Here is a 21,511-nt window from a genome sequence, read left to right on the forward strand (position 1 = left end):
CTGGGCCCGATACGTCCTCGCCCTGCCCGACCCCGAGACCGAGACCGTCCTCGCCCTCCCCGCCTGGACGGCACTCACCGTAGGCGGCCCCCGCTACCGGGACAGCACCCACCCCGCCGTCCTCGCCCTGGTGACTGCCGCGCTCGGCGACGACCCCCAGGCCTGGCAGCGCTTCGCGGACAGCCCGGTCAGTCACGCCGGCCCCACCGCCTGGCTCCGTCTCGGCGAGGTCCTCGACGCCGCCGCGCACGGAACCCCGTGGCCGAAGCCACCCGCGTCCCGCTGACCTGCGGTCCGACCGTAGACAGTCGGCCGGTTCTGCCAGGGCCCGGTGCCCCGGCAGAACCGGCATGCTCTCCGCGGGAGCCGAACCTTCGAATCAGCTGGCCGTAGCCCTTCAGGTGTGACTTCGCGAGCATGATTCCCTTCGCCCGGGCCGCGACAGATCGCCGCGGCCCGGGGATGTGGGCGGGCGTCAGAATCAGCTGGGCAGGAAGCGGCTGCGCTCTCGGTGCCAGGAGATGGTCAGGGCGTCGCGGGCGCGAGTGGTGGCAACGAAGAGCAGCGCGCGGGATTTGCGCAGCTCACGCTGGTAACGGGCCGGGTCACTGTCGCGGTACTGCTCGATAGCTGCACGAGGGAGGACGCCCTCGCCGGCGGCGGCGATGGCGAGGCGCTGGTATTCGAGGCCCTTGAAGCGGTGCATGGTGCCGACGTGCACCTCGCCCTCGCCGCGGGCTCCGTCCTTGGTCAGCTCGGCGCAGGTGATCCCAGCCTGCGTGGTGAGGTAGTACATGACTTCGTTGACCTTGTTGCGGTCGGCGACGCAGACCGCCATGAGCCCGCGGGCGTCGCGGGTGGTGTTGCCCGCCTCGTCGGTGGTGAGTTCGGTGCGCCAGGTGCGGAGAGTGTCGGCGAGACCGGCGAGCTCGTCGTTCCAGGTGGGGTGGCCGACCAGGGCGGGCTCGGGGCCGCTGAGGACCGAACGGTACCCGGCGAGGGTGTCCTTTCCGTCGTCGAGGTCGTCGAACTCCACGTTCTTGCCGCTGACGACGGTGATCGCCTTGGCGAGGATCTCCTTGGTGGTGCGGTAGCTGAGGGTGAGCCGGGAGGCACGGCCCTTGATGTTGATGCCTACGGAGCCGAGGGCCACCTGATTGTCGTAGATGCGCTGGTGGGTGTCGCCGGCGATGAACAGGTCGTTGGGGCTCGGGGCCACCATCGCCCGGAGCATCTTCCAGTGTGCCGGGCTCAGGTCCTGGGCTTCGTCGACGACGATGTGCTGGTAGCGGTGCCGGACGTAGCGGATGCCGGAGTCGGCGTCCCGGTGGATCAGTTCCCTGCCGCCGACCTGTTCCTTGTGCTCGGCCCGGGCCTGAATCCTGGTGGCGCGTTCGATCTCGAAGCGGGCGGCCCGTTCGGCGGCCTGGCTCCAGGTCTCCATGTGCTGCTTGTCGAGGCGGGCGGTGTACTGCTCGAGGATCTTCCACACCGCGGTCCGCTCGATGCGGGTCAGCGGTCGGCCCCGGCCGGCCCTGCGGGCCTGCAGGTAGGCCGTGCGGGTGGGGACGGCCTGGCCGAGGACGACCTGTTCCCATTCCTCGAAGAGGAATTCGGGTTCCCAGGTCCGCTCGTCGAGTTCCAGCAGCAGGTCGCGGAGCTCTTTGAGCGCGACCTGGTTGTCCACCCGATTCCGGGGACGGCCGGAGACGGCGTTCTCGCCCAGTACTCGGGCGGTGAGCTGGTCGATGTGGGTGATCTCGACCCGGGCCAGCAGCTCGGGCTCGACGAGGGAGGCGAGACGGGCCCGCAGGTCGGTGGTGAGGTTCTTGGTGAAGGTGGTGAGCAGGATCGGCTTGTTCTGGCCGGGTGGGAGCTGCCGGGCCAGGTGTCGGACCCGGTGCAGCGCGACGATGGTCTTGCCGGTGCCGGGGCCTCCGGAGACCCGGGCCGGGCCGCTGTAGTTGCGGTTCACCAGGCGGGCCTGGGTCGGGTGGAGGAAGACCTTCCACGCACGGAAGTCACCTTCCTCGAGCACCGCGCGCAGTGCGTCGTCGACCGTGGTGACGGTGGTGCGGGCCAGCGCTGCGGTGAAGTCCTCGGGGTTCGGCTGCTCGTCCAGCTCGACCGCCCCGGTGATCTCCCGGCGGATGTCGTCGAGGGGCAGTCCGCTGGCGAGACCGTAGAGGACGTCCTTGGTCAGCAGTGGTGCGCTGCTGACCAGTTGGTCGAGTTCCTCGCTGGTGGTGACGACGAGGGCGAGGTCGATGAGGGCCTCGGCCACGCCCAGCTCGCGCAGCAACTCCGCGTCGTAGGCAGCCAGCAGCGGAATGGCCGACTCGGGTTCCGCGACGGGCACCGCCTGCGCAGGGCTGCCCGGGGCCGCGCTCGTGTCCTCGCCGGGCTCGGCCTCGGGTTCGGCCGGGGTGAGTTGGATTCCGGCGCGGCGCAGGGCGCTCTCGCCGACCACGGACAGGTCGACGAACTCGATCTCGCCGGTGATCCGGTTGACCGCCACGGACAGCTGCTCGTAAACGTCGCGCCGGTGGCGGACCGCGATGGCCAGCCAGCTCTCCTCGCCGTTGCCGGCGAGGCCGGTGCGGGTCAGCAGGACCCGGTAGGACGGGTCGAGGCGGGCGGAGTAGATCCGGCCGTCGCCCTTGAGCGGCTTGAGCCGCAGCGAGCTGTGCCACGGATCCTGCCGGAAGAGGTGGCTGAAGTCGTAGAACTTCGCCTTCACTTGCCGGTCGAGCTTGTACAGCTCCTGTTCGGCCTTCTGGTACAGGCTGAGCCGGGCGGTCATCGCAGGGAGCCTTCCGCGTCGGGCGCGCCTGCCGTGGGCGCGTCAGGGAGGAGGGAGATCAGGGAGTCGAAGTGGCCGAGCCAGTCGGCGGCGGTACGCACCGTCCAGCCTGCGGCCCGGTAGGCGGCGTCGCGGCGTTCGGCCTCGTCGTCGGTGCCATCGGGGCCGCCGTGCGATCCGGGGACGACGACAACCTTGACTCCGCTGTCTTCCCAGGCGAAGTCGGCCGGCCAGCCGCTGTCGCCGAGTTCGAAACCGAACACGGTGGGAGCCTTCTTGCCGCGGTCGGCGATCCGGGTGGCGAGGGCCAGCAGGTCGGCCTCCTCGTCCGGGTCGATGTGCGGGAGGAAGTCCTTGTCCCAGGCACGGTCCCGCAGCAGGGCGACGATGCGTTCCTCGAGCGGGGACTCGTCGGCCACGGCGGGTTCGGGTTCCGGGGCCGGCCGGTCGGCAGCGGAGAACGTCACGAGTTCACCGGCACCGCCGCACACCGCGAGCGCTTCCAGCGGATAGCCGGAGGACTGGCTGCTGGTCAGTTGGACGCCGTCGCCGCCGATGTGGACGAGGAACTGCAGGAGGTTGGACCAGTACAGCCAGGCGCGCCACCGCTGCTTGTACTCCTCGGTGTCCAGAGCCGACGGCTCGTCGTCCAGGCATGCCAGCGCGGTCCAGACCGGGGCTTCCTGGTCGGCGTCGCGTACCGCGAGCACCAGCGCGAGCCCGTGGAGATCGGTGCTGCGCAGGACGTGCACCAAGCCCGTCCGCGCCCCCTCGGGGTTCCCTCCCGCCGGGTGGCCGAGCGCGGTGCGCAGCGTGTCCGCGATCTGTCCGCGTTCTGCAGCAGAGCCGGCCAGGGCGGTGGACGGGTGTGCGGTCAGGCCGCTGACCAGCGCGTTCGCCCGCCGGGCCCACAGCTGTGGCGAGGGGTCTCGGAGGTACGCGAGCAGGGTGTCGATCGGGTTGGCGAACACCGCCTCGGAGAACTGCGGGCGGCTTCCGCCGAGTTGCTCGTAGGCGCCCTTCGCCGCCTCTTGGGCGTTCCACTCGTACGGCGGCCACACGGCACCGGCCCGGGTGCTGCGGCCCTCGAACAGGTCCAGGTCGTCCCAGGTCAGTTGGAAGACCACCGAGCCGTCCGCACGCAACCGGGTGCGGCGCAGGGCGTCCTCGGCAAGGCGGTTGTGCTCGCTGCTGGCGTGGTAGCGCCGGCCGTCCAGGTAGACCTTGACGCTGCCCGCCGGCCCGTCTATGCGGGTGAAGGTGAAGTCGGTGCGGGAGCCGGCGAGTCGCTCCTGGGCGGTGAGCCGCCAGTGCAGCCGTTCCTCGCTCGCGCTGATCCTCAGGTGTCCGCTGGCGCGGCCGTCCTCCTCCAGGACGGCGTCCTGGCTGTGCTCGCTCCAGGTCCGCAGCGCGGCCAGGAAGCGGGCTTCCAGATCGGACTCGACCTGCCGGTCCAGGCCGATCAGCCCGGTGGAGGTGATCTCCTCGGTCTGCCAGGCGTCGTCGCCGTCCTTGTCGAACAGCAGCGACTCCAGCAGTTCGAGCGCTTCGAGACGCGAGACCTTTGCCTGGTGGCGTTCGGCGGTGTACCGGTGCAGGCACCGGTGGCATGCCTTGCGGTGCTCCTCGTCCTTGCACGGGCATTCGAGCAGTGCCTGGTGGGCTTTCAGCAGGGTGGCGCGGAAGATCTCCGGGTCGGTGAGCCGGTGCAGGTAGCCGGTGCCGCCGGGGAGGGCGTCGAACAGCACCAGGAACCAGCGCCGTTCGCCGGTCGCGGCGTCGGGCATCGATGCGAGGGTGTGGTCGAGGTGCTGCGGGTCACCGCCGAACTGCCGGTCCACGCCGAGGCGCAGGGCTGCCCGGAACGAGTGGATCTTCTCCTCGACCAGGACCGTCGCCGCCGGGAGCAGCACCCGCAGGGCCTCGGTCGGCAGCTCGTGGGCGAGGAGCACCGGCAACTGCTCGGCCGCGCGCGGGTTGCCCCGCCGTACCGGGCACCACGGCCGGTGGTGCTTGAGTGCGGGGTTGCGGGCATCGGAGGCGCTGAGCGCGTCCGTGTCGTGGTCGAAGACCGGTCGGCCGTCCGCGGTGGCGGCGCCGCAGCCGGTGCAGACGTGGAAGGGGTTCAGCCGCACCGTGTGCCCGGCGAAGTCGTCACCGGCCGGAATGTCGAAGCGCGCCGGACCGAGGTTGATCGTGCGCACCATCGCCGCACGGCTGAAGTCCACGCCGAACGTCGCGCTGACGTGCCGCCATGAGCCGGGCTCCAGTTTCTCCTCCGGCATGTCGACGGCGTGGACGGTCTCGTAGAAACGCGGGTCGCGCTCGTCGCGGTCGTCCCGGATCCGGGCGTCGTCCCGCTTGTCCCGGGACGTGACCAGCCTCGGCTGGACGACCTTGAACAGGCAGGAGCCGTCGTCGGCGATCGCCCCGGTGCGGCAGCGCGGGCACGCGGAACGGTCCTCGGCCGCGTCCTGGGTGCGGACGTACCCGCACTGCGGGCAGACCCGCCAGGTCTGCCAGCCGGGTTGCGAGGCCGTGCCGATGTCCAGGCCGGTGATCTCGTGGCGGTAGCGGTTGACGTAGAAGGTGTTGCCCGGTGCGAGTTCTTCGATGGCGAAGCGCTGCGGGCGGTCGTAGCTCCGCAGTTTCGAGTCGTAGCGGGTGCGGCCGGCGGCGTCTTCACCCTCCGGCCAGTAGAGGGTGGCTTCCAACACCGTGACGGCATCCACCAGGGCGTAGTTGGGCAGCAGGCCGAGGTCGCACAGCGCGCCCTGTGCCGGGGTGTCCTCCAGCAGGTCGCCGAGTTGGCGCCCGACCGCGCGCCGCTCGGCCTCCAGTTCCGCCTTCTGCCGGGCCTCCTCCGGGTCGGCTTCGTGCAGTTCGCCCAGCGCCTCGTTGATGTGCCCGATCCGGGCGCGTAGCGCGTCCTCGCGCGCCGCCCAGGCCTGTTCGGCTTTCTCTGCCGCGCCGCGCAGCCTGTCCGTGGCGTACGTGCGCAGGTCGGCTGCCGCCTGGTCGGACACTCCGGTGGGGAACAGGGCGAGGAACGCCTCCGCCAGCACCTCGCCCCGGGCGAGTGCCAGGTCGACGAGGTCGGTGAGGTAACCCTCCGGCCCGAACAGGGTTTTCGCCTTGCGCGGCAGGGCGGGGAGCACCTGGCCCTGATCGTCGATCAGCCGGCCGCGAGCCGCGAGGTCCAGCAGGTGGGCCAGGTACTGGCGCCGCAGGATCTCGACGGCCGAGAGGTAGCAGCCCGGCGGAACGATCCGGCCCGCGATCATCTCCTTGGGCTGTTCCAGGAAGTACAGGTCGCGTCGACGCCGCTCCGGGATGGTCAGCAGGAAGGCGTTGCCGGTGCGGCGGCCCGCGCGGCCGACCCGCTGGGCGTAGTTGGCGGGGGTGCGCGGCAGCGAGGCCAGCACCACGGCCGACAGGTCGCCGATGTCGATGCCCAGCTCCAGCGTGGGCGTGCAGGACAGCACGTTGGGGTCGTTGAAGGCGCGCTCTCCGCCCGTACCGCGGAACGCCTCCTCCACGGTCTCGCGTTCCGGTCGGGTGAGCATGCGGGTGTGTTCGGCGGTCACCACCTGGTACGGGCCCGAGCGGTGGTAGAGCCGCCGGTAGTAGTCCTCGCGGAACTGGCGGTCGCGGGCGTGCACGTCGGCCTCGCGCGCGTGCGTGCCGGCGACCAGCCGCCCCGAGGTGCAGCGGTAGGACGGGCAGGGCGCATCGTGCCACTGCTCCAGCAGTGACGGGTGCACGGTCTGCTCCCAGAAGCACACCCGGCAACGCACGTACGCTGTCTCGACGTCCGCATCGGACAGCAAGAGTGCGTCGATCGCACCGGGCTGCAGGCCGTGGATGCGGGTAGCCCCGTCCTTCGCCGTCCGCACCGACAGCAGTCCCGCGTCGTGCAGGGCCGGCAGCAGCCTGCCCCAGAACTCCGGTGACAACTCGCGCGGCACGCCCAGGCACCGCCCGGCCCACCGCTCGTGCCAGGCCAGCCGGCCGGTCACGATGTCGAACTCGGAGCCGTCCTTGGGCCCGGAGAGGAGGAACACCGGCGCGCCGACGCCCTTGGGGAAGGCCGGCATACCGGCCGGCCGGCGGTTCCAGATGAAGTACCGGCTGGTGCCCGTCTCGGACAGGTACTTCTCCAACCAGCGGTGCTTGATCGCTCCCCGCCAGCGCAGCCGCTCCAGGAAGATCCGCAGGAAGGCCAGGTACCGGGCGTCGTCCACCGGCAGCAGCGCCTCGCCACGAGCCGTCTCCAGGTGGGCCTCGCGCACCAGAGCGACGGCTGCCGCCGGGTCGGGCAGCCGTACGTACGCCGCGGCGGTGCGGGTCAGCTCCAGGGTGCGGCCCTGGCGGGCCCGCAGGCCGAACTCCATCAGCGTCTGGAACGCCAGCCGCTCCCCGATCAGTCGCCAGGTCGCCTGGTCGCCGCCCCGGGACTTGCCGGACAGCAGCCGCTCGACGCCCTTCAGGTCGTGCAGGTCCGGCGGGACCACCGCGGCGAGGGTACGGGGGTTGGTAGTGTCCGCAATCACCTTCGCGATGAGCTCGTTCAGCGGTGTCGGGTCGCTCTCGGAGAGGTGCGCGACCAGCAGTGCCCGCAGCGAGAAGGTGTAGGAGCGGTTCGCGACGAACCCCGCACGGTGCGCGGCGTCCTGCACCGAGTCGTTGAACATCAGTGTCTTGCGCTCGCCCAGTTCCTCGACCAGCTCACCGCCGGTGAACAGGCGGGTGATCGACGCGGCGGCGAGTGCGGCCTGCCCGGTGCCGAGGAAGCGGATCGCGTTGCGCTCGCCGCAGGCCGGGCACCAGTCCTCCTTCGCCGCGGTGTTCGCCGTGGTGCCCTGGTTGACCAGGACGAACGCAGAGTCGGGGGCGCCCAGTCGGGGTTCGCCCGACTCCGGGTCGAAGTCGCCGACCGGATTGGGCAGCCGCAGCCGGTGTTGCGACCCGTCCAGCACCATCAGGTCTCCGCCCGCGCCACGGAGTTGCCCGTGGCCGGAGCCCTTGGTGCGGGCCGAGGCGGCGATCCTGGCGTCGGCGGCGGCCCGCTTGGCCTCCTCGCCGGTGGCCGCGATCAGGTTCCGCACTCGGATCTTGTCCTGGGTGGCGGAGGCCCGGCGGATCTTCGCCGGGTTCACCTCCACCTCCAGGTCGTCGCTCTCCGGGGTGAACACCGCCCAGCCCGAACGCCCGCAGTCGCGGCAGTACACGGCAGGCAGGAACAGGTTCGCGCTCTCCCCGCTGGTCGCCGTCGTCACCGGGGCGTTGCGCGCCCCGTCCGACGTACTCGTCTGCGGGGCGTCGCCCGCGTCCCACTGGAACTGCGCCATCGGCCACGGCAGCACCCCGCGCAGCAGCCGCGACACCGACCGCGCCCACTGGTGCACCTCGATCTGCACCAGCGGCCGGGGCCGAAGCGGGGTCGAGGCCGGGTCACGGGCGATCGAGAGCAGGGCGACGAACCGGGCCAGCGCCTCGGCGGCCTGCTCCGGACGCTGCGTGATCGCCTGGCCCCACGAGTACGCGCCCGCCCGCCACAGCACGGCGAGGATCTCCTCGGTGGACTTCAACTCCCCGCCCAGGGCGATCATCACGGCCTGGGTCAGGATGTGGCGCTTCAGCCGCGCACCGAGCTGGAACGGGTCCAGCCCGCGCTGTCCCGTGAACGCCTCCACCAGGTCGTCCAGCGCCTCGTCGCCGACCGTCGGGTCGGCCATCGCAGCCAGCTTCTCGGGTGTGGGAACCGGCAGCAGCTCGATCATCTCGGACGGGATGAACTCCTCGGCCGCCGAACGCTGCTCTCCGATCACCGCGTCCGCTGCGAACGGCGTCCCGAACACCTCGCCGGCCACCTGCAGCAGCTCGGCGGCCCCGGACTCGTCCGTACCGGAGGCGAGAGTGGCGGAGGTCGCCACCGGGCAGATCCCACCCAGCGGGCGACCCGGCTCGGACACCCCGAGCGAAGCTGCCAAGCGGCGCAGCAGCATCGCCACGTCGGTGCCCTGTGCGCCGTCGAAAGTATGGAACTCGTCGACGACGACGTAGCGGACGTCCGCGTCCTCCCACAACGGTGCGTCGTCGCTGCGCTGGAGCAGCAGGTCCAGCATCTTGTAGTTGGTGATCAGGATGTCGGGCGGCGAGGTCCGCATCGCGGACCGGTTCGTCTCCACCCGCTCGTAGCGGGTCTTGGCGATGTCCCCGATGTAGAGGCCGGCGCTGACCTGCGACAGCGCCTTCTCGTCCCGCAGGTACGCGTTGAGGCGCAGCGCCTGGTCGGTCGCCAGGGCGTTCATCGGGTACAGCAGCACCGCTTTGACCCCGGCCCGGCCCGCCGCCCGCTCGCGCCGGCAGTGGTCCAGGACCGGAACGAGGAACGACTCCGTCTTGCCCGAACCGGTGCCCGTGGTGACGAGCGTCGGCTCGGGCGTGCGGCCGTGCGCCGACGACAGCCGGGCGAACGCCTCGGCCTGGTGCGCGTACGGCGTCCACCCGTCCGAAGGGGCCCACTCCAGCGCGCTTCGCCAGTCCCCATCCGCCTGGATGAACGGCGTCCGGATCCGCAGGTAGGGACCGCGGAACATCCCCGCCGTCTCGTCGCCGAGGAAGCTGTGCAGCGCCAGCCGCGCACCCTCGTCGGTGAGCGCGTACGTGGTCGAGAGGTACTGCAGCAGGCTCTCCTTGAGCGCCCGCGCCTCCAGCGTCGGCCTCACGGTGTGACGTGCTCCCTTGGTGACCGGTTCAACGGGTGATCGGCGTGACTGTACCGGCGCGGTACGTCAGCGGTGGCGATGATCTGCATTCCTACCAGCCATGCAGGTCCGCCAGGAAGTCCCGGTAGGAACGGCTGGTGCCGACCGCCTTTGCGGGCGCGTGACCGTGGTCGACCGCCGCGCGCATCACGGCCGGGCTGTCGCTCTCGCGATAGCGCGGCGTGCCGAGGCGGCGCTGCAGCTCCTCCTTGGGGTTCCGGACGAGTCCGGTGTCCTTGCCGCGGAGCTGCTGCGGGACCGTCCAGCCGGGATGGACCCGGGGAAAAGCGTCGGGAAAGAGCAGCAGCCAGCTCTCGGTCTCCCACGCCGCCAGGGCGAGGGCGAGCGGAGCGGGGCATCTGGCGGTCAGTTCGGACCGCAGGCGGGTGCGGACAGTGTCGTAGTGCCCGTCGTGCACGGCGTCCAGGTCGAGGTGGACCACCAGCCCGTGGAGTTCGCTCTGCTCCTTGGCCGCCACGGCCTTGGCCTTGCCGACCAGCTTCGTCACCCGGGAGGACAGGTTGGTGCCGGTCGCCTCCTTCAACGCCACCGGGTCGTTGATCGGGACGATCTTCCCGGTGAAGTCGAGGTGTGCCCGTAGGAGGGAGGTCATCACCTCGCGATCGTTGGAACTCTCCCCCGCCACCACGATCACCCGCTTGGTTCCTCTACCGGCGGCCGCCCGCCCCTTGCTCACAGACCGCCCCCCAGTGCCCCGGAGAACCACAATTCACCCAGCGGCAGCCCCTCGCTGGCCGCCCGGATCTCCCGCACCTGCCCGGTCGTCAGGGAGGGAATCAGCGAGGCACCATTCTCACTGCGCTCGCAGACCACGAACTCCTCCGGCTGCAGCCGGTCCACCAGCGCCGGCGAATGGGTCGTGACGATGAACTGGCTCCGCTCGCTCGCCTCCCGGAGACGCTCCACCAGTAGTTCGAGGGCCTGGGGATGGAGACCGTGGTCGAGCTCCTCGATGCAGGTGAGGGCGGGCGGCGCCGGGTCGTACAGCATGGCGAGCAGACTCAGTATCCGGACGGTGCCGAATGAGGCGTCCGCGAGAGGCGTCGGACGCCGCAGACCCCGCTCGATGAGCTGAACCTCGATCAGCTCGGCCGCCCCGCCGATCGCGGCGAAGTCGATCGCCTCAAGGTTGGGCAGCACTGTTCGGGCGTCTTCCAGCAACCGCGACCAGGTGTCCTCGTCCTGCGCCAACTGGCTGAGGAAGAGCGCGAGGTTACCGGCGTCATCCGCCAACCGGGCCCGAGGGCCGTACAGCATGCCGTGGATCGGCAGTTGGCGGCTCCCCCTGGCAGGAGTACGCCCCCGGCGTTGCAGCAACGGCAGCACCCGGGCCGGTTCCCGGGCCGCAGCGACGCTGACGTCAAACACCCGGAACGAGGAGAGCCGTTCGGCCAGCGTGGCCACCTCCTCGCCCCCCTCGGACGGCGCCAGCCGCGGCAGCGTGGACAAACCGCTGCTGAGCTTGCGGATACCGAGGCTGCGCTCGCCGGAGTCTTCCAAGTCTGCCGGGGACGGGTCCGCCAGGGTGTCGGTGACCAGCGCTTCTTCACCGGTAACCGTGATCCGCCGCCCACGCCCCTTGGTGCGCTTGAACGTGAACGATTCGCTGCGGGAGAGCGTGAACCCGTCGAGGGCACGCTTGTCGGCCCGCCGGTTGAGCGTCAGCTCGTACTCGTCCGGCGCCGCGACGGAGGCGTGCGACGTCCACCGCGCCTGGAGCCCGATCTTCATCGCTGTCGGCGTCCGGCTGCCACCCCAGAACGCGATCTCGTCGAACCCGCCGCGCGACTCCAGCGCCGGGTCCAGGTCGGTGTTGATGATGTCCGAGAGGAACCGGAACACCTGGAGCACGTTCGACTTGCCGACCCCGTTCGGACCGACCAGCACGGTGAGCGCGCCCAGGGGGAGGGAGATCTTCCGCAGGCTGCGGAAGTTCTCCACATCGAGGCGGAGCAGCCGACGGTCCGTCATGACGCCTCCTGGCCTTCGTTGCGTGCAGCAGAACCAGCTGTGCGCGGATCCTCCTGTTTCACCGGGTCCCACTCCCCGCGAGCGACGGCAGCATCCAGCCGCGCCTGGAACACGGCGTGCGCCTCACGCATCTCCCGCTCGCGGTCCGCCTTGTAGAAGGGAGCCCTGTAGCCGTCCGGCACCGGGGCGTTATCGGGATCGGCCAGGTGAGCCGTGAGCTGCGCGAAGCTCTCCTTGCCCTGGTACTGCCCGATCGTACGGGCGTTGCCGGCCAGCTTCCGGCCCTCCACATCGAACCAGGTGACGGCCTCGTACTTCTGCAGCACGGGGAAGCGCCCCCGATACGCGGCGATCAGCGCGTCCGCGTCCATGCCGAGCCAGACCGCGACCAGCGCGTCGATCTCCACCAGTGCGGAACGGCGGGCCCGTTCGGTACGCAGCGGAGTGTCGGACTGCCACTGCGGGGTCACTTCGTGCAACGGCTGGAGCTCCGGCCAGTCACACGCCCACGGCTCGTACCCCGGCCAGGTGCGGTCGTACAGCTCGGCCCATAGGTCGGAGTAGGCGCGGGTGAGGCAGTTCAGGCGCAGGGTGCGAAGTAGGAGCGCGGAGGCGAGGGGGTGGCCGGGGGCAGGGGCTGGCATGGCCTTGGGCCCCTTCACCACGAGGTCGCTACGACCAGTAGCTCTCAGAAGGTAGTCCAATGGCAGAGAGGCCCAAAACCCGGCTGCCAACGCAGTTAGGCGGTCGTCCGGCATGGCGAGACTATGCACTGCATGAATGTGCGCAGACCCTGGCGGCACCAGGGCCGCGTACAAAGCGCGCTCGGTATTCGGAGCGATCTGTCGACGCCAGGCCAACCGGTTGAAGATAGTGAACCGGCGACGCGCGCGACCGATGAGGAAAATATCAATTTGCTCCGCGGTGACCCGCTCCGGAGAAGCGCCTGTCTGCGCGCTGACCGCATTCTTGGCGGCGTCGCGAGCATCGGCACTCGCACGGAGTCGCGCAAGCACGCGGTGATCGATCCAGCGGTCTTGCGCCGTGAGGTACTCGCCAGTCTTACCTCTCATCCTCACGTAGGCGGTATCCGGAACGAATTCATCGGCAAGGGCAACCAGGTCCGCACCAAAGGCGTCGTTACTGTTCGCGTCATGCCGCTTGAACACCGGGGTGGCTACGCTGAACTGGGCACCTTTCAAGATTACTTGCCGCCAGCGGTCCGGATGAAATGATGCTTCCTCCGGCCCGGCTGGGCGGTTGTAATCAATAAGGCCGATCTCCCTTGCGCTGCTCTCGTGGTAGCCGGCAGAGATCTGTGGCCCAAACGTTCCCAGTCTCAGCGGATAACCAGCCAGCGCCTCAATGGCTGCTGCCTCCGCCGTACTAACTGGGAACAGTAGCTTTCCCTGTTCCACCGGCTGCCCCTGTTCGTCCAGCAGCTGTTGCCACATCGCAAGTTGGTCGTAATTCACTCGCACAACCCGAGCCAGGTGCGGCCTCTCATCGAACTCGCCATTGCGATAGCGGACGCCAGGCGCGTCTCCAGTGCCGTCATGCTTGGCCGACAGTCGTAGCGCATCGACCGACACCAACCATGACAGATGGTCGAAATCAATCCCGCCAGGGGCACCGTACACATGCACACCGAAATGAGAGGTGTCCCCCACAGGCCGCGGGAAGAACCGCTGTCCGGAATTAACGAAGTCTCCGTGCACCCGCAGCCGCCGGTACGCAGCCTCCCGCAACACCCCTTCCTTCTCTCCGGTGAAGTGCGTGTCCGGGTGCACCATCCCTGCCGTACCCGCCACCGAGGAGTGCGCCCACACCTGGTGCATGAACGCCCGGTACAGGTCCGGCTGTGTGCCCGTCAGCAGCGGGTAGAACTGCTCCGAGCCGAAAAGCGCCACCTGCGCGCTGAGCGAAATCAGTTCGTCCAGCACCCAGCTCCGCGCCGCCGGGGTCCTGAGCAGGTCGTCCTTGCGCCGCTGCTTCTCCGCCGTCGACGCCTTCTCCGTCAGCTTGAACCAAGGCTCGTGCTCCGCCAGCACCCCGGCCTCGTCCCAGCGCGGCCGCACCCACGGCGGGTTGCCCACCTGAAGATCGAAGCCGCCGCCCTGAGCGAAGACCAGCGCGAAGTCCAACTCCCAGTGCAGAAAGCCTTGTTCCTCGGCGATTCGCTGCACCGTGGCCAACCAGGGAAAGCGTTCCTCAAGCTTCCAGACCGAGTCCATGCCCATGAACGCGGGCAGGCCGTCCTCGAAGGTCGAGACGTCCTCCAGGTCCCGAAGGTCGCCGATCAGCGAGTCGGTCGGCGCGTCGTAGGTGCCGAGCAGGGCTTCCGCAAAGTCCAGCCAGTCGGCGAAGTCGGCCAGCGCGATGGTGTTCCGCCGCCTCGGCGCCGGGCGCCGCCCGCGTCGGACACCGGGTGCCGAGCTACCGCCCGTCGACACGGGCGCACTGTCGGCAAGCCCCGCGAACAGGCTCTCCTGCTCCGCCCCGGCGGCGAACAGCGAGGTCTGCTCAGCGACCACCCAGCCCGCCTCGACCACCGGCTCGCCGACCTGCGGCAGGACGGCGAGGACCGACTCGACGGCACTCACTCCCCCGCCAGTCTCCTCCACGTACACGGCCGCGCTGCCATCGAGCAGTTCCGCCTGGTCGACCGGCCAGAACCACAGCGCGCACCAGGCGTCCATCATGGTCTTGAGCCGCCAGTACGGGGTGCCGGGCGAGTCGAACAGGTCCTTGTAGACCTTCTCCTTCGACACCGCGCCCTCGGGCCGCCGCAGGAACGCGTACTCCTCCGCGTCCTCGCCGGGTGTCGCCTCGGCTCCCCACACCGTCACCCGTCGGGAGATCTCGCTCTCGGAGATCTCCATCCGCCGCACCACCAGCTCCCACAGGAACTCGGCCCGACGCGCCACGGCCTGGAGCCGGGCCAGCTGGGACAGCTTCTGTCCCCGCGCAGCCTTCACCGCGGGCGGCTTGAGGATGCCCTTCTTCCAGGCCGCGAGCCGCCGTGCCTGCTCGGGGGCGAGCGCCTTCGCCTCCTTCTCGCTGGCGACCGCGGCCCAGCCGACGGCCGGCAGCAGGAACTGGTGCACCGCGCCGTCCGGCAGTTCCTGCCGCTCACCGTCCCCGCCGTGGAACGGCAGCGGGGTCGGCCCGAGCGCGCCCTTGGACTTGAGCCAGAGCTTCTCCTTGCCGCCCACCACGTCCCCGTCGAAGACCGCACGGCGGCCGCCGATCAGCGAGTTGCCCCGCCGCAGGTGCAGGCCGAACCACGGCGCGCGCATGCCGGGGTGCATGGTGTTGAGCCACAGCGACACCTCGGCCAGCTCGACACCCGTGGCGTTGAGGTCGACACCGTACGCGTTGTGCAGCGCAATGTACGCCTTGGCCTTCTGCTCCTCCGCGAGCGCCTGGCTGGTCGGAATGGTGGTACCGAGCTCCTCCTGCCTGCGGCGCAGGTACTCCTTGGCGACCTGGTTGATCGCCTCGTTGAGGAAGGCCCCGGAGCCGAGCGCGGGCTCGCAGATCCGGTACTTGAGCAGTTCGGAGGCCCGCGTGCGGACGACGTTCCCGTCCGCGTCCTTCTCCTGGTCGAGCCGGTGCTTGAGGGTCAGCTCGACGGTGACCTTGGTCAACGATTCGGGGGTGTAGTACGAGGCGGAGGTCTGCCGGTCCCGCCCCGCGAGGCGGTAGACGAACGAGCCCCGCGCGTACTTCTTCCGCCCGCGCAGGCCCTTCTTGGCGTCGCGCTCGTCGTACTGGACGAACACCTCGTCGGGGTAGTCACCCTGCCGACTCGCCGGGATCATCCAGGAGCCGTCCTTGGCATCACCGCCCTTGGCGACCTCGTACAGCTCCTCCTCGGCGATGAAGCCGGTGTAGGACATCAGCCCCTCGTACACCGCACCGAGCTGGTTGATGCCCAGGTTGCGGTACGAGATGAAGCCGCCGCGCTCGCCCTTCCTCGCGTCCTTCATGGTCAGCAGCCGCAGCACCTCGTGCAGGGCGGCGTTGCGCAGCCGCAGGTCGAGCCAGGCCGGGTTGTCGTCGTCCGCGCGCGGGTCGAAGGTGTAGAGGCCGATCAGCTTCACGGACTTCGGCTCGAACAGTTCGCTGCGCAGCGGCTCGAAGCGCAGGCCGCGGTCCTCGCTGCGCCGCTTCTGCTTGGCCTTCCTGGTGTCCTCGTCGTCGCCGGGGAGTTCGTCGTCCGGCTCACTGCCGTACTCGCGATGGCCGTGGTTGACCTTGTTGAACAGGACGTCCAGCGACTGGTGCAGGTGGAAGCCGTCACGGGCGGCCGGATCGACCAACTGCTCGTCCCGGGCGACGAGTTCGCGCAGCCGGGCCATCGAGTACCCGGCCTCGTAGCTGCCGTCGTCGGCGGGCAGGATGCCCAGCTCGGGACGGGCCTCGGCGTAGAGCAGGAACAGTATCCGGTACAGGTAGCGCAGTGACTCGCGGGTGAGCCGCCTGGCGAACGGGGTCCTGCCGTCGTCGATGTCGCCGGGCTCCAGACCCTCCGCAGCGAGCCGGTGCAGAACTTCCTGGGCGATGATCTCGACCGAGCGCTGCAGCCCGCTGCGCAGCTCACCGCTGACACCGACGGCGTTGGTGCTGGAGGCCTTGAGCAGAGTGTCGAGGAGGGGCTCGGAACCGTTGTCGCCGGGGCGGAGCATCTCCTGCCCGAACAGCGCGGCGATGGTGGCGAGTTCGCCGCCCTGTCGGCGGTCGTTGCGTTCCAGGGCGGCGTCGAGGTTGACCGCGAGGTAGCGGCCTTCGCCCCAGCTGTTGCGGTCGGCCAGCACCAGTACGCCGCCGATGAGCAGCAGGACGAAGCGCGGTGGGGTTCCGTCCGCTCCTCCCAGGGTGCCGGCGAACAGCCAGGAAGCCAGTGCGGCACCGTCATTGTAGTTCTCGGCGGCGCTGACCCGCAGCGGGTGAAGCAGGCGGCCGGAGCCGGTGGGGTCGAGGGCGGCGTCGTTGTCGGTGGCCCACCCGCAGTCCACCGCCACGATGCCGTGGCCGTGGTAGGCGACCTGCACGGTGTGATCGCGGCCGGCGCGGTGCACGGTCAGTTCGGCCGGGCCACCGTCGTCGTACCCGAGGGCGTGCAGTACCTGCTGGTGCCATTCGCCGAGCTGCTTCGTCCACTCCGGGTTGCCGTGGCCGCGGCGGGAGTACTCGTCCTCGGCGTCGGCCCGGGCGGCCTCGGCGAAGAAGCCGCGCAGCTCCTCACCGAAGTACGGGGTGCGCAGGCCCCGCACCCGTTCGCGCGCCGTGGTCCGCCGGTCGTGCTCGTCGCCCTCGCGCAGCGTCCAGGTGTCCAGCAACTGCTTCTTCAGGTCGGCGGCGAGCTGCTCGGCGAAGTAGTGCGCCGCGAAGTACTCACCGCGGTTGCTGAAGGAGTCGTAGTCGGTGCTCATCAGTGCGAGTTCTCCAGGACGGCGAGCAGGCGCAGCATGGGGGCGCCGGAGGTCTCCAGGGACTTGACCAGGCCGAAGAGGTCGCCGGCGGTTCGGGCGGTCTGTTCCTTGTCCGGGCGGGTCCCGATGGACAGGGCTTCCTGCTTCCAGTAGGTCAGCCGCTTGCGGTAGGGCTCCAGAGTCGCTTCCACCTGTCGGCGGTAGTCGTCCTCCCGGGCCTTCAGGTGGGCGGTCGCGGCGTCGATCGCCGCCGGTACCAGGCCTTGCAGGCCGGGCAGGTCGCGTGGGGCGGCGCGGCCCGGCATGTGCGGGCCGACTCCGGCCCGGTCGAGGAACGCGTTGTCCATGGCCTCGACCACCGGCTCGCCAGGCAGGCCGTGGACGGCCATCCACTCGACCACCGTGGGACGGCCCTTGGCATTGGAGTAGATGCCCTGGACGAGAAACGTGGGGCCGGGCACGTCGGCGGAGAGCACGGGCGCCTCGTGGCGGCCGATCTCGACCAGGACCTTGTCGGTGAGCCAGTCGATGACGGGGTGGATGTCCGTCAGGTAGGACACGTTCGGCCACAGGGTGTCCGAGGAGTCGCGGGCGACCTGGAGCCGTCGGCCGGCCAGGTCCTTGGAGAACGTCACCCGAAGGCGTCCGGAGCCCTTCTTGCCGGGCAGGACCTGCTGCTCGTCCAGGTAGGACTTGGGCAGGGCGCGGAAGCGGTAGGCGAGGTCGCGCGGCGGTTCGAAGGCGATGGTGCCGTCGGGGTCGCGGCGCAGTGTCAGCTCGTCCTCGGGGTTGGTGCGGCAGATCTGCCGCAGTCCTGCTTCGAAGTACTCGGCGGTGCCGGGAAACAGGTTCGGCACCCGGGCCCGGGAGACCTCGCGCCGGACAGGGGTGGCGCCGACCTGGGCCAGCAGCCCGGCCAGCATGCCGCCGCCGCTCTGCCGGGACGCCTTGATCGACTCCTCGACGGTGCGGCCCGCGATCAGGTCCTTGGTCAGCCGGGTCTCTTCCTCCTGTGCCCGGTAGATCCCGGTGACGGCCTCGGCCGATCCTTCGATCTTGTGCGCCTGTTCCTCACGGGCGAGGAGCTTCTCGCCGACCAGGCGGTCGTCCAGGGTGCGCGCCTCGCCGGTGACGGCATCGGTACGCCAGGGCAGGTCGCTGGTCAGGATCATGGCGCGGAACTGCGGGGAGCGGGCCTGACCGTAGCGGTCGATGCGGCCGTTGCGCTGCTCGATGCGGATCAGCGACCAGGGGAGGTCGTAGTGCACCAGCAGGTAGCACTGCTGATGCAGGTTGACGCCTTCGGAGGCGACGTCACCGGTGAACAGCAGCCGGACCGGGTCGTCGCGCAACCCGAACTTCTCCACCAGTCTGATCTGTTCCTGGTCGGTGTTGGCTTCGCCGTGCATGACCTGGACCGCGCCGGTGGAGCCGTCGCCGTGGCCGTAGGCGAGCCAGGGCTTCCGGTCGTCGACGTCCGGGCCCTTGGTGAAACCGAGCTCCGCCGGAACGGCTTGCGCGAGCCACTTCAGGGTGGGGATGCGCTCGGAGAAAACCACGACGCGCACGTCCGAACCGGGACCCACGCCGAGCTCGCGCAGCTCGGCCACCAGGGCCTTGAGCTTCGCCGAATCGTCGTCGCCGATCCGGCGGGCCAGACGTTCGAGGTCGGTGAGGGCGGCGAGTTCGGCCGCGGCCTGCTCGTCGGTGCGCTGGCGTCGCTGCACGCGAGCCGGGCCGCCGTCCCCGTTCTGCTGGGGGTCCTTACGGTCGGTCAGGGTCTTCTTGCGGGTCGCGACGGTCTGCAGCAGCGCGTGGTGGGAGGAGAGGAACGACTTGAGGAGGTTGTAGGCGTCCAGTTGGTTCCAGGCCACCGAGGCGACCGACTCGTCACGGGGGATCCAGCGGTCGGCGAGTTCCTCGAAGACGGCGAGTTCGGCCTCGCTCGCGGGGGCCGCCACGGGTACCGAAGGACCGCGGTCGGCCCACGCGCCGCGCAAGGAGTCGCGGACCTCGGGCGTGGCCTTGGTGCGGCGGATGTAGAGGTGCTCCAGGTCGGACACCTCGTACTTGCCGGGGTCGGCGATCGCCGCCGGGTCGAGCAGACGGATCAGCTCGGCGAAGGAACGGGTGTCACCGTTGTGCGGGGTCGCCGAGGCGAGGACGAGCGCGTCGGTCTTCCGTGCGAGCAATCTGGCCAGGGTGTTGGTGTCGGTGCCGCGGTTGACCAGGCGGTGCGACTCGTCGATCACCACCGCGTCCCACTCGGTCTTCTCCAGGTGATGGGCGTACTGGCCCTCGCGCTTGAGGGTGTCCATCGAGACGATCACCCGCTTGAAGTAGGCGAACGGGTTCCGCCCCGAGGGAATCTCCTGCTGGATCCGCTGGATGCCGGTGGAGTCCAGCCGCACCAGCGGAATCGCGAAACGCGTCCACAGTTCGCGCTGGAACTGCTCCAGCACGTGCTGCGGGGTGACCACCAGGATCCGCTCGCCGCGCCCGCGCCTGATCAGCTCCGCCAGCAGGATCCCGATCTCCAGGGTCTTGCCCAGTCCGACCACGTCCGCGATCAGCAGGCGGGGCTGCGGGTTGACCATCGACAGGGCGAGTTCGGCCGGCCGCAGCTGATGGGTCTGCGCGTCCATCAGGAAGTTGTCCGCCAGCCCGAGGCCGTGCTCGGTCTGCGGAAGGGAAGACTTGCGGACCACCGCCTCCAGATACAGCCGGGCCCGGCGGTGGTTGGGCGAGTCGTCGGCCACCAGCCGTGCCTCGCGCGGGTCGAGAACCTGGATCGTGTCCAGTCGGCTGTAGAAGGTCGCGTCGGTGTCCCGGACGAACGAGGAGATTCCGGTGACCTCGACCATCCAGCCGTCGTGCTCGGTCGGGGTGACCTTTCGCACCAACCACTGCTCGTCGCGCACCAGCACCTGCGCACCGGGCGGGAAGTTCGGCCCGGTCGTCCTGGGGAAGGACGGCTTGTCCGACATGCGCTCCGGCTCCCAGGCGCTCCAGTCGGTCGACTCCGCACCGGTCTCCGATCCGTCACCGGTACCCGTGTCGACCACCACGTCGTTCCCCTGTTCCTTCGTTCTCGCCATAACCGCCACACTCTGACCACATCGTGGGCGTGTCCTTTTCCGGACCTGCCCACAGGCATCCAACCAGGCTCACCCCCGGCATCGACAGCAGCTACCGGCTGCCTCTCACAGGGCCGACTGCAACGCGTACGCCAAGCGCAGTTCCTCCGCGATGCGCTGCGAGGCCGGCGCTCTGGGACGGGACGGGCGGGGCGTCACCGCATCGGCTTCGGCGGCTCCAGGCGGCTCGGTCGGCTCCGCGGCGGAGCCCTCGCCGACGGCAGCGGGCGGGCCGTCCAGGGTCGCGGACGGCAGACCTGCTTCGACGTATGCCCTCAGCCGGTCCTCGACATCAGCGGTGAACGGGTCCGCCGCCGAGGTTCCCGGCCCACTCGCGCCCGTCCGCGCGATCAGCGCCTGCCTCGCGGAGACAGGGGTGACACCGAGTACCGTCATCAGCCCCGTACATGCCTCGGCCACCTGCTCGACCGTGGGCCGGTCCTCCGGCTCCTGTGCGAGCATCGAGGCCAGCAGTGGGAGCAGCGGCTCAGGAACACCGCTCAAGTCAGGGAACTGCGCCGGATTGGAGACCTGGGCGACGATCGCCTCCCAGCGCGTTCCGTCATAGGGGTAGTGTCCCGCCGCCGCGTACAGCAGCACGGTGCCCAGCGCATAGACGTCCGCTGCCTCGGTCACGTGGGGATTCCCGGCCGCCTGCTCGGGCGGCATGCAGCGCACCGTCCCAATGATCATTCCGCTGTGGGAAAGGGACTCCTCCCTGGCATCCGCGAACGCTGCCAGGCCGAAATCGATGATCACCGGTCCGTAGGCGCCCAGAATGACGTTCTGCGGCTTGAGATCCCGGTGCAGCAGCCCGGCCCCATGGACCACCCCGAGCCCTTCGGCCAGCAGTGCAGCAAGGCTCACCGTGTGCACCGCCGGCAGGGGCCCTCCACCATCCACGGCGTCGAGGAGGGTGCGACCTGCCACGTACTCCATCGCCATCCAGGGCCGATCGGCGTACGGATCCGCGTCCAGGAAACGCGCGACCCGGTTGGTGCCGACCACTTTCCGAGCGGCCCGCGCTTCCTTCTCGAAACGCGCCCGTGTCACCGGGTCCAGCCGATCGGCCCGGATCAGTTTCACCGCGACAGGGTCTCCGGCCGGCGAATAGGCCAGGAAGACCTCTCCCATCCCTCCGGAGCCCAGCTTTCGCGCCACCGTGTAACGGCCGATCCGCTCGGGCATCCCCGGCATGTCCCACTCAACCCTTTCGCACACGTGCGGCACCGCGATGCCGAGATCATCGCTGGTCAGCCTAGTCCGTGGCACACCCCCGAAGGGGAGGGATCGCGCAACTCCTCGCCCGAGCTCCCCATGCAGAAGCCGGAGAAGCCCTTTCTCGCGGCCCTGCCCGGCCGCCAAAGGAGC

The 21,511-nt window shown here is 69.9% G+C and carries 7 protein-coding genes; all 7 read right to left on the minus strand.

Annotation, left to right across the window (positions count from 1 at the left end; genetic code table 11):
- Positions 1–481 precede the first annotated feature (481 nt).
- On the minus strand, positions 482–2,803 hold the full coding sequence (locus AMK19_RS18460) for a UvrD-helicase domain-containing protein (protein ID WP_073812989.1): 2,322 nt from the start codon (positions 2,801–2,803) through the stop codon (positions 482–484).
- Positions 2,800–9,534 carry a DEAD/DEAH box helicase gene (locus tag AMK19_RS18465; RefSeq protein ID WP_073812990.1) on the minus strand — a complete coding sequence of 2,245 codons (6,735 nt, stop codon included), beginning with the start codon at positions 9,532–9,534 and terminating at the stop codon, positions 2,800–2,802. The genes AMK19_RS18460 and AMK19_RS18465 overlap by 4 nt, the downstream gene beginning before the upstream one ends.
- Before the next feature lie 91 nt (positions 9,535–9,625).
- The gene (locus tag AMK19_RS18470; protein ID WP_241844478.1) at positions 9,626–10,186 is read right to left on the minus strand and encodes a hypothetical protein; all 561 of its coding nucleotides are present in this window, start codon (positions 10,184–10,186) and stop codon (positions 9,626–9,628) included.
- Positions 10,187–10,266: 80 nt separating this feature from the next.
- Complete coding sequence (locus tag AMK19_RS18475) at positions 10,267–11,565, minus strand: AAA family ATPase (protein WP_073812992.1); 1,299 nt, start codon at positions 11,563–11,565, stop codon at positions 10,267–10,269.
- Entirely contained in the window at positions 11,562–17,003 is a 5,442-nt protein-coding gene (locus tag AMK19_RS18480) for a hypothetical protein (RefSeq protein ID WP_073812994.1), read from the minus strand. The genes AMK19_RS18475 and AMK19_RS18480 overlap by 4 nt, the downstream gene beginning before the upstream one ends.
- Positions 17,003–19,990, minus strand: coding sequence for a DEAD/DEAH box helicase (locus AMK19_RS18485; RefSeq protein WP_073813093.1), 2,988 nt, complete (start codon positions 19,988–19,990; stop codon positions 17,003–17,005). The genes AMK19_RS18480 and AMK19_RS18485 overlap by 1 nt, the downstream gene beginning before the upstream one ends.
- Positions 19,991–20,206: 216 nt before the next feature.
- Positions 20,207–21,328 carry a serine/threonine-protein kinase gene (locus AMK19_RS18490; RefSeq protein ID WP_241844464.1) on the minus strand — a complete coding sequence of 374 codons (1,122 nt, stop codon included), beginning with the start codon at positions 21,326–21,328 and terminating at the stop codon, positions 20,207–20,209.
- Between the last annotated feature and the right edge of the window lie 183 nt (positions 21,329–21,511).

Origin of the sequence: Kitasatospora sp. CB01950, assembly GCF_001905465.1 — a bacterium.
Taxonomy (GTDB): domain Bacteria; phylum Actinomycetota; class Actinomycetes; order Streptomycetales; family Streptomycetaceae; genus Kitasatospora.